Annotated in this window: 12 protein-coding genes and 1 pseudogene; 11 read left to right on the forward strand and 2 right to left on the reverse strand. The window is 49.4% G+C overall.

The annotated features are described in order from the left end of the window. The first annotated feature begins 478 nt into the window (after nt 1-478). From AC6ROY_RS19495 to AC6ROY_RS19510, 4 genes are all read left to right on the forward strand, one after another. Nucleotides 479-1042 carry an RNA polymerase sigma factor gene (locus AC6ROY_RS19495; RefSeq protein WP_500102272.1) on the forward strand — a complete coding sequence of 188 codons (564 nt, stop codon included), beginning with the start codon at nt 479-481 and terminating at the stop codon, nt 1040-1042. Beyond that, a complete protein-coding gene (locus AC6ROY_RS19500; RefSeq protein WP_500102273.1) occupies nt 1017-1805 on the forward strand; it encodes a hypothetical protein in 789 nt (262 codons plus the stop codon). Before AC6ROY_RS19495 ends, AC6ROY_RS19500 begins: the two co-directional genes overlap by 26 nt. 304 nt (nt 1806-2109) lie before the next feature. Next, nucleotides 2110-2481: a hypothetical protein gene (locus tag AC6ROY_RS19505; RefSeq protein ID WP_500102274.1), complete on the forward strand. Its 372-nt coding sequence runs from the start codon at nt 2110-2112 to the stop codon at nt 2479-2481. Between the two features lie 341 nt (nt 2482-2822). Further along, nucleotides 2823-3878 (forward strand): hypothetical protein, encoded by a 1056-nt coding sequence (locus AC6ROY_RS19510; RefSeq protein ID WP_500102275.1) that lies wholly within the window; start codon nt 2823-2825, stop codon nt 3876-3878. A gap of 478 nt (nt 3879-4356) precedes the next feature. Here the strand turns inward: AC6ROY_RS19510 and AC6ROY_RS19515 are convergent, their stop codons facing one another. After that, nucleotides 4357-5655 (reverse strand): IS4 family transposase, encoded by a 1299-nt coding sequence (locus AC6ROY_RS19515; protein WP_500102346.1) that lies wholly within the window; start codon nt 5653-5655, stop codon nt 4357-4359. Between the two features lie 295 nt (nt 5656-5950). Between AC6ROY_RS19515 and AC6ROY_RS19520 the strand changes: the two genes are divergently transcribed. Further along, on the forward strand, nt 5951-6568 hold the full coding sequence (locus AC6ROY_RS19520; protein WP_500102276.1) for a hypothetical protein: 618 nt from the start codon (nt 5951-5953) through the stop codon (nt 6566-6568). A 5-nt stretch (nt 6569-6573) separates the two neighbouring features. On the opposite strand, the pseudogene AC6ROY_RS19525 reads toward AC6ROY_RS19520, so the two are convergent. Continuing rightward, a pseudogene (locus tag AC6ROY_RS19525) lies at nt 6574-6696 on the reverse strand (helix-turn-helix domain-containing protein); the annotation flags it as partial. Between the two features lie 48 nt (nt 6697-6744). Between AC6ROY_RS19525 and AC6ROY_RS19530 the strand changes: the two are divergent. The 6 genes from AC6ROY_RS19530 (at nt 6745) to AC6ROY_RS19555 (ending at nt 15216) form a co-directional block, all read left to right on the forward strand. After that, on the forward strand, nt 6745-6900 hold the full coding sequence (locus AC6ROY_RS19530; protein WP_500102277.1) for a hypothetical protein: 156 nt from the start codon (nt 6745-6747) through the stop codon (nt 6898-6900). Between the two features lie 67 nt (nt 6901-6967). After that, a complete protein-coding gene (locus AC6ROY_RS19535) occupies nt 6968-8890 on the forward strand; it encodes a 3'-5' exonuclease (RefSeq protein ID WP_500102278.1) in 1923 nt (640 codons plus the stop codon). Nucleotides 8891-9220: 330 nt separating this feature from the next. After that, nucleotides 9221-11548, forward strand: a complete 2328-nt coding sequence (locus AC6ROY_RS19540; RefSeq protein WP_500102279.1) for a helix-turn-helix domain-containing protein — start codon at nt 9221-9223, stop codon at nt 11546-11548. A gap of 158 nt (nt 11549-11706) precedes the next feature. Beyond that, a complete protein-coding gene (locus AC6ROY_RS19545; RefSeq protein WP_500102280.1) occupies nt 11707-13311 on the forward strand; it encodes an extracellular solute-binding protein in 1605 nt (534 codons plus the stop codon). A 63-nt stretch (nt 13312-13374) separates the two neighbouring features. Then, the gene (locus AC6ROY_RS19550; RefSeq protein WP_500102281.1) at nt 13375-14331 is read left to right on the forward strand and encodes an ABC transporter permease; all 957 of its coding nucleotides are present in this window, start codon (nt 13375-13377) and stop codon (nt 14329-14331) included. A gap of 12 nt (nt 14332-14343) precedes the next feature. Then, complete coding sequence (locus AC6ROY_RS19555; RefSeq protein ID WP_500102282.1) at nt 14344-15216, forward strand: carbohydrate ABC transporter permease; 873 nt, start codon at nt 14344-14346, stop codon at nt 15214-15216. Nucleotides 15217-15232: the final 16 nt, after the last annotated feature.

Raw genomic sequence — 15232 nt, forward strand, 5'->3', positions numbered from 1 at the left:
CAGCAGTGGATCGCCGGTTTGCCCAGCTACATCAAGGCTTATTTGCCGATTTCAAGCTGCGAAAGTTGAGTTACTTAGCCTTCCAGATATGTGAAGTATATCTCGTTACAGACAAGTCACCCCATGAAATGCGGGCATTAAGAAGACCGAGAAGGCTTTAAGCCTAATTCGGTCTTCTTCTGTATAGACCTAGAGGCCGAACCCTATCACAAATAGTGGTAAAGTGGAAGCTTGAGATTAGAGTTGATGCATAATTGTGAATACTACAACCACTTAAGATTAACTGAACCAGACTAAATTCATCCAAAATCCGCTAGAGTCCTTGTCGATCAAGGGCTTTTATTTATGCAACGACTGCCTTTTTAGTTTTGCTAGATTCTGCTCCATATCCGCAAAATACAATTATTTTAAGAAACTTGTCACATGAAGTGGTTTTCGATTGTATATGTAATAGGGTTGCTAAAAGAGGGAGGTAATTGTGGAGAACAACACACTAATTCAGAGGGTTCTTCAAGGAGACACCGATTCTTTTGAGTTAATCATTCGGATATATGAGCAAAAAATATACAGGTTTTGTTTCTTTTTGCTTGGAGACCGTCAAGAGGCCGAGGATGCGGTTCAGGACATTTTCTTCAAATCCTATCAACATTTAGCAAAATACGATTCTTCCCATTCGTTCGGGACCTGGCTGCACAAGATTGCAGAAAATCACTGCCGCAATATTGTGAAGAGAAGGAAGAGATGGGTCCATCTGCTGCCCTTGTTTCGGCCGAACAGTCAAGTTAAAAGTGCAGAAGAAGTATATTCGGAACAAATGGGAACAGAACTGGCCTACTGGTTCAAGGGTTTGTCCGTGCCCGAAAAAAAGCTGCTTATATACAGAGTGATCGAGGATTATTCGTTTGACGAGATTGCGAAAATTCTGGACGAAAGCACCCCTACGATCCGCAAACGGTTCGAACGGCTAAAGCTGAAGCTTAAGAAAAAAAAGCTGTTGAGGGAGGAGATAAAGCACCATGAACAACAATTCGAACTACGATAGGTTAGTTCAAAGTATGAAGAAAATTCAATTGAAGGAAAGTAATATTGCCCCTCAAGTTATGGAAAGGATTCATGCATACAAGCAACCCAATGAAAAGCCAATCCGAACCTTGTTTCGGGTCCGGGCATGGGTCGTAGCTGTTATGTTGTTCTTGATTACTGCGGTTTCCGTCAGCGCAGCAGTAACTTCATTGTTTTATTGGAATGGCGATGAAATCGTATCCTTTAAGTATGAAGCTAAAGTAAACACGTCGTGGCGTGCCAACATGACAGAAATAGAAATCATTGATCATGAGTTGCAAAACCGTCCTACGGAATGGAAAGCGATGTCGTTGGAAGAAGCGCAGCAGGCGTCACCGGTCTCCATTTTGCGACCAACCCAGATGGATAAGACGCCTTCCAGAACCTTTGGCGTGACAGTACTCCCAGACAAAAAGCCAGGGACCATAGATGACGTAGATATAAGTGGTTTTTATGATTTCTTCGAGCAAGGAAAACAGCAAATCCTTGTCAGACAAAGGTTCGCTACACGGAAGTCGGATGAAGGAACAGCAAGATATCATTTTCCCGAACAATGGGAAGTCGTTAAAGTGGATGATCGGATCATGAGTATATTTCGTAATGAAGAAAACGTTTCGAGCTTGGAACTATGGATTAGGTCTGATGATGTAACCACTATTTTTCTAACCTTGAGTGGCAATGTTACGAAGAAACAATTGGTCAAACTAGCGGAAGCCTATATCGGTAAAAAACTAAAACTGTAGCTGGATTCTAATTATAAAACTCACTAACAGAATGGAGGGGGTTATTGGAAATGAGTCGTTCATTATTACTACTTTTAACGATTATAAAACACTGTTTGACAAAATGGGAGTTTCCTACCCGAAAGATCGAATGAGCTGGGAGGAGGTCATGCAGCCTGCGCAGCGTTTCCCCGTAGGCAATAGCGATCCGGAAAGCCGAGTCGCTGGAATCATGCTGGGCCTATACGATGTTCACTCCTAAATGACTGGTTTGGTCATAGGGAGAAACAGAGGACTCGCTACGCTCAATCGAGAGACGATGAAAATGACGATAGATTCGAGCGAATGGAAACAAGTATACCAGCTCGCCTTCGACACAATGAAATCGGGGGCACTGTTTTCCGGGAAAAATTCGTTCACTCCGGGTATGGGATATACGGATAGCCTGAAGCAGCACCCTTTCATCGGAGGGAGAGCGGCCATGGCGCTTGGCCACAATGATTTTATGAAACAATTGAAAAGGGCTGAGCCCCTTCTCAAGGAGCAGATGCCGGCTTGGGATATCGTTACGGTGCCTGTTGACCCGAAGAACCCCGACGTTGGAAACAATCTCTGGCTCGGAAGCATTACGGCGATTCAAGCGAGCGCTGCGAATGTGGAGGCTGCTTGGGCTTTCGTGATATATCAACGGAGATGAATTCGCACGTGTGACAGCCAAAGCCTCGGTGAATGGAGCAATGCCCACACGAACCACAAACTTGAAAGACGGCGAAGGTCGCAATCCGGGAGCTTTCTATGCATTGCAGCAAAATCCTAACACACCTAAGGGTGGCGGGAAAGTGCCGCAAGCTTTTTATATGCCTTTCGAAACGTTAGCCATGCAGGAACTACAGGCAGCTTATGACGGACGTAAGTCGATTGACGAAGCCCTTAAGACTCTTCAACAAAAAGGCAATACCTGTTGGATCAGGCTGTTGAGGCTGAGCAGAACAAGAACAATTCGAAGTAAAGCACAATCAACTAGGAGGAAGAGAAATCATGAAAAAAGCCAAAAAAGTGATAGCAATGATGCTGGCAGGCACGCTGGTCGTAACCACGGTTGGGTTAGCTCAACCAGCGTTCGCAGCGAGTCAAGGAGCAGCAGCTCAAGAGCAGGAGGTTACGTTGAATGATGCAGCTAAGAAATCGCTTGACAAACTGCTTGAATTATTTCCGCATCTTGCAAAAAAGCAGCAGCAAGTCAAGCATGAAGCTATTCGGGGAAGTTTCATCATTAATTTTGATGACGACTTTTCGATACTATCAGTACGTATGTTTGATACCATCGTAATAGATGAGAAAGGCCAGCTCCTTACTTACGTGAACCATGCGTTGCAAGGAATTGACAAAGTGCCCGACGCTTTAATGAAGGAGAAGGCGGAAGCGTTTATGAGGGAGTGGCTGGGAAGCGATGATCAGCAATATAAAATTCAAGATAAAACCCAAAAAGCGCCGACTGGCCATGAGGCTGTCTTGTTCTCGCGCGTCGTCAAGGGTTTGAAGGTTGAGGGAGATGGGTACTTGGTGACGGTAGCCGCGGACGGGACGATTGCAAGAGTTGATCGCACAACGTCAACTAGCACTAGCGAGACTCCAGCTACTGCTGACTCCAAGTCGGAATCTTTGTCCACCGCGCCTACAGCGGCGAATGTATTAGTAAACGGTATGGCCGTTTCCTTTGAGGCGTATAACATTGAAGGGAATAACTATTTTAAGTTGCGCGATCTGGCGATGGCTGTAAATGGTTCCGAAAAGAACTTTGAAGTAAGCTGGGACGGCGTTAAAAACGCAATTAGTCTTCAATCCCAAAAAGCCTACACACCTGAAGGCAACGAGCTAGCAGCTGCTGGAAAGCCAACAACCAAGCAAGCGAAAGCTACGTCTGTGAAGGTTTACCTGGATGGTAAAGAAATGAACCTGATCTCCTATAACATTGAAGGGAATAACTATTTTAAGTTAAGAGATGTGGCACAGGCTATCGACATGGGAGTTTCCTGGAATGTAGCGGCGAATTCAATTGGGATAGATACTAAGGTGACTTATAAGGAAGAATAAATTGAAAAAAGTAGCTCTGTCCATTTGGTAATTATATGGAAATTTCAATGTAATGAACTCGAAACGATGCTCACAGAGCAATTTGCATTCGCACTCGTTGATTTTACAGTTTACTGGAAGCCAATTTGCTCATTTATAGAATACAAGAGGAAACCAAAGAAAATGCAGTTCGTTCCTAGCGGAGATGAGCTGCTTTTTGGCATTGCTTCACAAAAAAAACTGAAATTCAAACTGCAAGTTTGTTAGGACAGATAAAGAACGTATTATCATGGAACATATCTAAGTTCTTAGCGATAAGCTCATAGTCCGAAATCATGTTTCAACTTACAGAATGTTGGAGTAGATAGTACCCATTCTATTGCAGGCTACTTTTTTGTAGAAAATAGCTATAAATAAACTATTTTTGATCTTATATAACTCAACTTTCGCAGCTTGAATCCATGAACAAACCCTTGATGTAGCAAGGTAAACCGACGATCTACTCGCGGAGTTGACAAAAAATATTAGACTTCTCCCGTTTTGTCTTAGCTTCGGCCATTTGCAGAAATAAAGTCATCAGTTGCTGCAAGGCTGTTTGGTAATCTAAGTCCCTTACTTCGTCAGCAAAAAGGAAGAATAGACCACCAAGTGACTTGGTATCGTTCTCTTGCCGACGTTCAAATTCCATGACTAAATAACGACTGAATACCACAGTCGTATGACAAATAAGCATGTCAAATGAGCGACCCTGAAACTCGGTGCCCAGCTTAAGATAACTTTTGGTGAATTTGAAAAAGGTCTCGATGCTCCAGCGCATGCCATAGACTCGAACGATCTCATCTTCACTTACCGTCAGATCGGTACTGAGAATAGCCAACCATTCCCGGCGTTTGTTACGATTTTGAACGAAAACCAACTTTACGGGTAATCCACAAGATGTTTCGGTGATGACAGAACCTAAGATCTCGTTACTCTTGTTCTTGGGAAGAGTGGCGTACAATTCTTTCAAAGTCACCAACTTGTCATTCAAGCGGTAGCGCTGTTTCATCTCTTTAATCATACCAATAACCGGAAGTCCCATTGCACCTAGCTGACGAAGTAAAGGTGCTTGAGTAAACCAGCTGTCCATCAGCACAAAGTCAGCTGTAAATCCGGCAGACAGTGCTCGCTGTAACAAGTCCACGACGGCATCAGGTTTACGGGTAAGAGCTTCTAGCCGCCGCTTATAACCATGGCTGCGCTTGTTCAGATATTCCTTCATTTCGCAAATTCGATTCACCAATTTAGCTGAAGAAAGCATGACAAAGTCAATCGGAGCAAAGCTAAATCCATCTGACCAACCGAGCGTTAGCATGGTAAAACCCTTAGTGAACCGACCAGTCGTGTGGTCGAATACATGAGCAAGAAGTTCGGCTTTCTTACTGCGATTACGGTTTAAGACGGAGTCGTCGATGATGAAAACACGCGTGCGCGAAGAAGAAATGAGCGATTCAAAGTGCTGGATGATTTTTAATGCGAAGCTGTGAAGAAACTTCCGCCAAGCGAAATTGCCTTGATTAAGAAAAGGATAAATAACGTCTTCTCCAGGCAGCGACGAACCACGCTCGCTCTCTAAGAGACGAAACCAGTTTCGGTCTTCAAACACAAGGGAGAACAGGATCTGAAACACAGCTAGACTAGAAGGACCAAACGACTTGATAATTCCAGCTTTTCGTAAAAGTTGACCGATTTGTAAGGTTGAAAACAACATGGCAAACCGAGTTTTAGCCTGTTCAGACAAGGATTTTTGGTGTAACATATGTAGTACAACACCTTTCTTTGTTTGCATGGTTGCTCGACACTTCCATGATACCAAACAAGAAGGGTGTTTTTCTGTCAATAGCGGAAACTTTTTCTCTATACTCTTACAGCAGCAAGCGTTTAGACCGTTTTATTAGGTGCGAAAGTTGAGTTGATATTTATTGTATTTAAGTTATTTATTTCCAATAAATATTATGATCCCAATAAACGATGGTGGTTACATGAAAATTAGTACAGAGTTATTACGATATCAAGAAATTATTTTGTAGCAAATTAATGAAGGAGAGAACAACATGAAGACAAAAAATATGTTAGCGGTAGGAAGTCTAGTCATTTTATCAGTGGGAGGGTACTTTCTTTATAGTCAGCGAACAGCAACCCTGCAAGAGCCCCTGAGTAAAATAGAAGCACCGATTACGGCTAAAAAGGTGGTCAAGGCAGAGCTTGAAACACTACCCTTTGACCAATCGGTCAAGGAATCCGATTTAATTGTTCGCGTTAAGATAAAGAATAAAACTGGAAGTTTAGACGGACCAATCCCTAAAACTCTTTTTGATGCGAGTGTTGAAGAGATGATCTCAGATAAAAATAACAAGGCTCCTACACGTGTCAAGATCATGCAACAGGGAACTGAGGACGTTTCCTTTAATGAAAATGGACTCTTTCAGAAAAATGAAGAGCTAATCCTTTTTCTAAAAGAAGCACAGACAGTAGCAAATGCATACTGGATATTAGGTGAAGAAACAAATATTTATAAAGTCAATGGAAATGAAGTGACAAAAAACTCGTTGAAGGACACCCAACTGAACGACATTACCAAGAAGATTTACTTAAACGACAAAAAGAACCGCGAATTCCAGTTCGTGGATAAAGATCAATTCATCAAAAAAATCAAAGCTGTTGATAAATAGGAGCTTCAGCCCTTTCCCTCATCGACCAGCGTGATAATCTCACGAATATCGTCAATATCAAGAGCCTCGGCAATTTTCTCAATATGGCTGAAATTGATGCTGGTTCGTTTACCGTTGGCTAACTCGCTGAAACGGAGCTACAGCAGCGTAAAATACGTGCAGCTGAACAAGCTCTATTGACAGCGCTGCACGTTGGTCAGCATGAGCTGCTGAGGGACTGGTTTGATTTGCATACGGCGCAGGTTTCCTTTCAGCAGGAGTGGCTGTACTTGAAAGGCGTTCAGGATGGGATGAGCCTGCTCACATTTCTTCATCCGCAGTACGCCGACTGACCGATTCCATCCCTTTCCGTTTCGTTGTATACTAGGATTAGGAAAAACGGACTAGGAGATGTATGCGATGGCCTACATGGTTCCGGATACGATTCCGCGTCTTGCGACAGCAGGCGAGCGGATTTTATTTCAAACGCTGCGCGATTATTTGCCCAGCGACTATATGGTCTACTATGAGCCGGAAATTCAGGGCAGGCGGCCGGATTTTATCGTGATCGGACCCGATCTCGGACTTGTGGTGCTGGAGGTCAAGGATTACACCCGCAATACGCTGCATGAGATCAACCAGGATGAATGGACGTTGCATACGGCCAAGGGTGAGATGGCGGTCGTCAAAAATCCGCTCAAGCAGGCGCGGGACAATGTGCGCCATGTGGCGGAGCAGCTCAAGAAGGATAAAAACCTCATTCAGATGGAAGGCAAGTTCCCCGGTCATCTGAAATTCCCTTACGGCTTCGGCACGGTATTTACGCGTATGAAGCAGGCTGAGTTCGTCCGCTACGATCTGTACCAGGTCATTCCGGCGGAATTTGTGCTGTGCCGGGACGAGGTGGACCCTGAGGAGGAGGGCTTCTCGCAGGAAAATCTGGTGGAGAAGCTGCTTGGCATGTTTACGGTATGGAGCCGCCGTTCCTACCGGCTGACGCCGGAGGATGTGAAGGCGATCCGCTACCACCTGTTTCCTGAGGTGCGCATCAGCGCGGACAAGGTGCAGCCTGCGTATTACAAGGATCAGCTGCTGCTTTCGCTGCACAACATCAAGACGATGGATTTGCATCAGGAAAACCTGGCCAAGCAGCTCGGCGACCGGCACCGGCTCATCCGGGGCGTAGCGGGCAGCGGCAAGACGATTGTGCTGGCAAGCCGGGCCAAGATGCTGGCGAAGCTGTATCCGGACTGGCGCATTTTGGTGCTATGCTATGGCATTCCGTTGTCCCGCAGCCTGCGGCAAATGATTGACCGGATGCTGGAGGAGCCGGAGGATTTATTTGACCTGATCCGCATTCGCGAGGGGAGCGGCGAGCTGCCGGGCCGCCGGATCGAGGTGTACAACTTTCACGAATGGCTGCGCAACCAGCTGCATACAAAGGAAGAGCATATCCCGACGCTGCTGGACAAGCTGGCGAATAAGGAAGCGATCCTGCCTACGTACGATGCTATTCTTATTGACGAAGGGCAGGATTTCGAATCAGATTGGCTCAAGCTGCTCGGTCAGGTGCTGAATCCGGCGACCCAGTCGCTGCTGCTGGTGGAGGACAGGGCGCAGTCCATTTTCAAACGGAAAAACAGCCTCGCGCAGGATACCGGGCTGGACTTCCGCGGACGGTCGAAAATTCTCACGATCAACTACCGCAATACGGCGCAGATCGTGCAGTTTGCCTGGGATTTCTACCGCAAGCATTCGCAGCTGCAAAACAAGGTGAAGCTGGGGACGGCCGAGGGCGTCGAAATTATTCCGCCGCAAAGCACGCGCCGGCGCGGGCCGGAGCCGCGAATTATTCGCTGCCGCTCATTTGTCGAGGAAATGCACGATGTGGCGGCCCAGATTGAGCTGCTGCACCGGGAACGGCGTATCCCGTATGAAGAAATGCTCATCCTGTACCGGGTAAAAAACAATCACCGGCAGTCGTTTATCGACGACATCCAGGGCCAGCTCCGCAAGTCGGGCATCCCGTACACGTGGATGACGGAAAGCGCCGAAGCGAAGCGCAGCTTCCAGCGGCAGGAGGAGACGGTGAAAATTTCGACGATCGACAGCGCCAAGGGGCTCGATTTCCGAGCGGTATTTATCGTGAATATCGAAAATATGCCGTTTTCGCTGGAGGAAGTGGAGGAGCGCGAGGTGTCGCTGTTTTATATCGCGATGACGCGTGCGCTGGAATGGCTGAGCCTAAGCTACAGCGGCGATTCCAGGTTTACGAGGTATTTGGAGGAAATCAGGCTGGGCGGCGGTCAGCAGCAGCCGGAGCAGGACAGCCGGATGGGCTGAGGCTGGCGGGCAGCGTTGGCAGCTGGCAGACGCTTGTCCGCAGCCTGAGGAGGACAGTTCCCGGCGGATGTCCGGCGCGGCGGGACGCCGAGCCTTGGCGGCATAGCCGTCCGTGTGCGGACGAAACGATCAAGTGAAGACCTATGGCGCAAGTATGATTCGCCGTAGGTCTTTTTCGGCTGTTTCCGCACGGATTACATCGAATTACGACCTGTTTCGTCCGATTACAGTCCTCGTCCCGGCTGTTACCTGCCACTCCCCACTTGCGGCAAACCCGCCTTCAAGCTATAGTTACTGCAACTGCACTTTAAGCGGAAGGTGAGGTACATTGTGGCCACGTACATACGCAAGCACAAGCTGTTTTTCAAAATATTGCTGTATTTCCTGTCGCTGTTAATTCCGATTGTGGTCATCGGATTTATTGTGTATTTCAACGTGGATCAGCTCGTCAAGCGGGATGTGTCAGGGAAGCTGTCCGATAATCTGTTGTCCTCCTCGCGCAGCATCGACGTGTCGCTGGAAATGATCCGCACAACCAATAACAACCTGTTGTTCAGCGATATTATCCAGCAAAATGTAAAGCCTTACTTCGCGCTGTCCGCTGACGAAAAAGTGAATGCGCCGGCCATTATCCGCGCGATTGCGGCCAATAAAAGCACGATCAGCTCGTTTATTGATACGATTTTTTTGTACATTGACGATGAGAGGGTGTACAGCGCGGAGGGCGTTGTCGAGTTTCAAACGTTTTTCGATAAGTTTTACCAGATGGACCATTATCCGCGGTCATACTGGCAGGAGCGGCTGAAAACGGACCGGCTGTTTGAGCTGCTGAATCCGGTCCAGCTTACGGGCGCGACGGGCGCGCGGGGCCAAGTCATTCCAGGCGTCACTACGCAATATCTGAATGGCGCGCCAGCGACGATGGTGACAACGCTGTCATTGTCAGCGATTACGGCCAATCTTGAGCATAATTCGCTGTTCGCCGCGACGCGCTACGTCATTAGTTCGCCGAAGCAGCAGGTGCTGCTGAATCCCAGCAAGCTGCCGGAAGCAGACATAGCGGCGATCCGTGAGCAATATCCGATTGGCTCTAAGACGGAGGTCGGGCAAATGAAGCTCGGCGGAGAACAGGTCATCGTCGCGCATCATGCCTCGGATACGTTTGGCTGGAGCTATTATTCGATTACGCCTGTCGCCGCGTTTAATAAGGAATCCTCGACGATTTTGACGCTGATTTTCTGGATTTGCCTCAGCCTGATGGTGATCGGCATCGTCTTTTCATTTATTTTCAGCGTGCGGCTGTACAATCCGATCAGGAGCATCCGGGATATTTTGCTGCCAGGCGAGCAGGGGATAGAGCCGATCGGAGCCGTCGTACAGGGGGGCGATTTCCAACGAATCGGGAGCCGGGTGCATGAGCTGCTGCAGGAAAATCGGGACGCTTCGCGGCGAGTGAAGCTCGTCACGGATAAGTGGGTGGAGCAGTATTTCATGGGCGTCATTCAAGGACAGCCGCAGCTGCTGCCGGAGAAGTCAGCGACCTTCCTGCAGGAAATCGGCTTCGAGGAGGGCAGCTACTTGTGCTGCTGCTTCCTGTTCCAGTTCCGCGAACGGTTTTACCATGAGATCGGCGAAGCAGACCGGGTACTGGTGCTCGACAAGCTGAAAAAGGTGCTGCTGGGCATTCTTCGGCGGCAGGCTAGCTGTTATTTGCTGGAGTACGAGCATAATTTGTACGTGGGCATTGTGAACCTGCACAGCCAGCAGGATCGTGAGCGGCTGGATCAGGCGCTGGATCAGGTGAAGCTAACCTTCGAATATGACATGATTTATTGTGAGCTGGCGATCGGGCTGGGCAATCCGTATCCGGGCATCGACGAGCTCGGCAAGTCGTATAACGAGGCGGTGACGGCGCTGGACAAGCGGACGGCGCAGCCGGAGTCGCTTATTCTGGATGCGGCTGACCTGGAGATCGGCCACATGTATTTTTACTCCTATCTGGATGAGAACAAGCTGGTCAACCTGCTGAAAAGCGGCGATGCCGGGCAGCTGAAGCAAGAGATCGAAGCGATCATTCAGCTGAACAAGGACCGGGGCATTTCGTACGCGAATTTCGGCGCGCTGCTCGTCGAGCTGTTTTATACCGGATACCGGTATGTGACCGAGAAACGGATGAATGTGTTTGCCCTCGTAACGGACAAGCAATATGAGAAGCTGATCCGTCGCCAGCTGCTGCCGACCGAATCCAACGAGCGCATGCAGCTGCTGCTGGAGTTCTACGAGCGGCTGCTGGCTGAAACCGGCAGCTCGAAGCCGGAGCGCAAGGCGGGGTCGGTGGTTGCGCTGATCACCAGCTACATCGAAACCAACTACGCCCAAGACCTGCATCTGGAGCTGATCGCCGACGAAATCGGGCTGTCCGCCAAATACGTCTCGCGACTGTTCAAGGAAACGACGGGCACCAGCATCACAGACTATATCGGTCTGATCCGGATTGCGAAGGCCAAGCAGCTGCTGACGGAGACGGACATGAAGATCAATGAGATTGCCGATGCGATCGGCATTGTAAGCCGAACGACTTTCCTGCGCCTGTTCAAAAAGGTGGAGGGCGTGTCTCCGCTGGACTACCGCAATGCCCATAAAAGCAGCGGAAAATAAGCAAATGCGCCCTTTTGCATCAGGGTGGAAAACTGCATCAGTCGCGTCAAAAGGGGAATAACGGCACACGTTATTCCTTTTTGGTTATTTCTCGCCGGGCGGGCACAGGCTACGATAAGGATGCAAGCCAAAGCGCAAACCAAGGAGGGCAAGCAAGTATGGAATGGAACAAAAAGAAGCAGCGGGCCGGCGCAGCCGGGATGGCAATCATCGCACTCGGGGGAGTGCTCGCCGGATGCTCGGGCGGGGGCAAGGCGCCAGCCGCAGCAGGCGGCAATGGGGCGACAGGCGACTCGGCCAAAGCGCTGGAGCTGACGTGGATGCGTTATGAGCATCCGTCTCAGGCGATTGTGACGAACTCGAAGGCGGTTCAGGAAATTCAAAAGAGAAAAAATGTGAAGCTGAACCTGCAAAGCGTCCCGCAAAGCAACTACGACGACAAAAAGAAAACATTAATTGCGACCAATACGATTCCGGACGTGCTGCTCGTCAAGCAGGATGATATTCAGAACTTTGCCGATACCGGCATTTTCCTGGATTTGACGCCGTATCTTGACAAAATGCCAAATTTCAAGAAAGTGCTGGATGAGCATCCGGACGCGACGCGCAACATGATCGACGGCAAGCTGTACGGCTTCCCGCTGCTGACCAAGTGGGATATCCAGGCCGGGCAGCTGCCGATGATTCGGGTGGATTTGCTGGAGAAGCTGAATGTGAAGGCTCCGACAACTTATGAAGAGCTGTACGCCGTGCTCAAAAAGCTGAAGGAGGCGTACCCGGAGTCCGTTCCCTTCGCGTCCCGCGCAGCCAATGGATTAAGCGGTACGGAGAACCTGATCAATCCGATTGCGTTTGGCTTCGGCGGCGGTTACACGACCAGCACAGGCACCAAGGTGTACTATGATCCCGCTTCGAAGTCGTACAAGTTCGGACCGTATTCGGACGAATTCAAGTCGGCGATCACTTGGCTGAACAAGCTGTATAAGGAGAAGCTGCTTGATCCTGACTACGCGACGGCGACGTCCCAGACATGGCAGGAGAAGCTGAACTCCGGCAAGTCGTTTTTCTTTCAGGACAACAATGGATTTGCGAACACGTTCAACGGGATTTTGCAGAAAAAGGAGCCGACGGCGAAGTTCGATATGCTGCCGACGCTTGCGAGCGATAAAGGCGTCAAGCGGAATTTGTTGTATGCGCTCGATCACGTCGGCGAGTCCTATGTCATTAATGCCAAGGTGAAAAATCCGGAGCAGGTGATCCAGTTTATCGACTGGATGTACAGTGACGAAGGCACGAATTTGACCAGCCTGGGCGTTGAAAATGAAGACTACACGTTCACCAACAATGAATTCAAGCTGACGGACGCCACGATGGCCAAATACAAGGATAAGCCGTCTCCGTATTATGCGATGCAATCCGAGCTGGGCACCGGCTATCTCGGCCTGGCCATGCATTACGACGATCGGCCGAACGTGCCGTTCCAGTCAAAGGACTCGCTGGCCTGGAGCGACAACAACCTCAAGGGACTCGCTGACGGCATTAACTTCCGCTTCAACAACGATCCGCCGTTTAACAAAGAGGAGCGCGAGAAGCTCAAGCAGCTGCGTACACAGCTGGATGCGTTTATGACGCAAAGCATGGACAAGTTTATTATTGATGGCAACGCGCTGGGCGGCTGGGATAAGTTTATCCAGCAGTGCAAGGAGAAGGGCGCGGATCAGCTCGTGAAGATTTATAACGACGCCTTGTCGCGTGTGAAGTAAAGAGAGGGCGGGAGGGCGCCGTCCGGCGCTCTCCACTCATGATGGAGAAGGGAGCGGATGAGCATGTCTGCTGTGATCCCCCAGGAACAGGCGCCGGGCAAAGGCCGGACGGGATTGTGGGCTGAACGAAAAAAGAAGCTGTCCAAAAGCAAAGCGCTATATGCGATGTTCGCACTGCCGTTTGTTTATTTTCTGATCTTTCACTATGCGCCGATGGTCGGAACGCTGATGGCGTTCCAGGACTATTCGATTGTCCGCGGCTTCTTTAACAGCCCGTGGGTGGGGACCAAATATTTTCAGCAGTTTCTGACTGATCCGTATTTCTGGCAGGTTGTCCGCAATACGCTGCTGATTAACGTGTATTCCCTGCTGTTTTTTTTCCCGGCCCCGATTATATTCGCGCTGCTGATGAACGAGCTGACGAGCCGGGCGTTTCAGCGGCTGATTCAGACCGTAACCTATATTCCCCACTTTCTGTCCACCGTCGTGGTGGCCGGGATGCTCGTCAACTTTCTGGCGACGGATGGACTGATCAACGAGCTGATCAAGCTGTTCGGCGGTGATCCGGTTACCTTTTTGTCCCAGTCAGGCTGGTTCCGGACGATTTTCGTGTCCTCGGAAATATGGCAGGGGCTCGGCTGGGGTTCCATTATTTATTTGGCGGCGCTTACCGGCATTGATCCGCAGCTGTACGAGGCGGCGACGATGGACGGGGCGAGCCGATGGCGAAAATTATGGCACATTACGCTGCCTGGCATATCGACGGTCGTAACCGTGATGCTGCTGCTTTCCTTGGGGCACATGCTGTCCGTCGGCTTTGAGAAAATTTTACTGCTGTACAGCGGTCCGACCTACGAGACAGCGGATGTGATCCAGACGTTCGTATACCGGAGAGGCCTGATTGACAGCGACTTCAGCTTTGCGTCGGCGGTTGGCATTTTCCAGTCAGTTATTTCCTTTATTCTGGTCATCTCGGCCAATCAGATTGCGAAGAAAGTGAACGGCACACGAATTTTTTAGAGGTGATAGCTCATGAACAAGCGCTCCTTCGGTCTCTTCGAGGGCTTCAATACCGCCATTATGCTGGCGCTGATTATCGTCACGCTGTACCCGCTGTATTACATGGCGATCGTGTCGGTTTCGTCGGGCGATGCGGTATCCAGCGGCGAAGTGTGGCTGTGGCCCATAGATGTCAATCTCAAGGCGTACAGCGCGGTGTTCGACGATCCGTCGATTTTGCGCTCTTATGCCAATACGATTTTGTATACGGTGCTTGGCACGCTGATCAGTTTGTTCATGACGGTGCTATGTGCGTACCCGTTGTCGCGGCAGCATTTCTACGGTCGTTCGCCGTTGGCCCTTTTCGTTATTTTTACGATGTTTTTTGATGGTGGCCTTATTCCACGGTTCATGATTGTCAATGGGCTGCACATGGTCAATACGATCTGGGCGATTGTAATTCCGGCAGCGATTAGCGTGTTTAATATGATTTTGATGCGAACCTTCTTCGAGGATATTCCCGAAGCGCTGCATGAATCGGCGACGGTAGACGGAGCGGGCGAATTTCGCATTTTGGTGCAAGTCGTGCTGCCCCTGTCGATGCCGGTAATGGCGACGATGCTGCTGTTTTATGCCGTCGGCCAGTGGAACAGCTTTTTCCCGGCGTTGATTTATTTGAATGAAAAGGAGCTGTACCCGCTGCAGATCATTTTGCGCAATATCGTGATCGCGGGCGATATGGCTTCGCAGACGACGCAAATGTCCGGCAATACCGATATGGCCGTCATGACGGAAAATATCAAATACGCCGTCGTATTTGTCGCGATTTTGCCGGTGCTGGCCGTGTATCCGTTTGTCCAGAAATATTTTGTCAAGGGCGCGATGCTAGGCTCTGTCAAAGGGTAAGCGCGGCAAGCATTGG

This window comes from Paenibacillus sp. sg306046 (assembly GCF_059821225.1).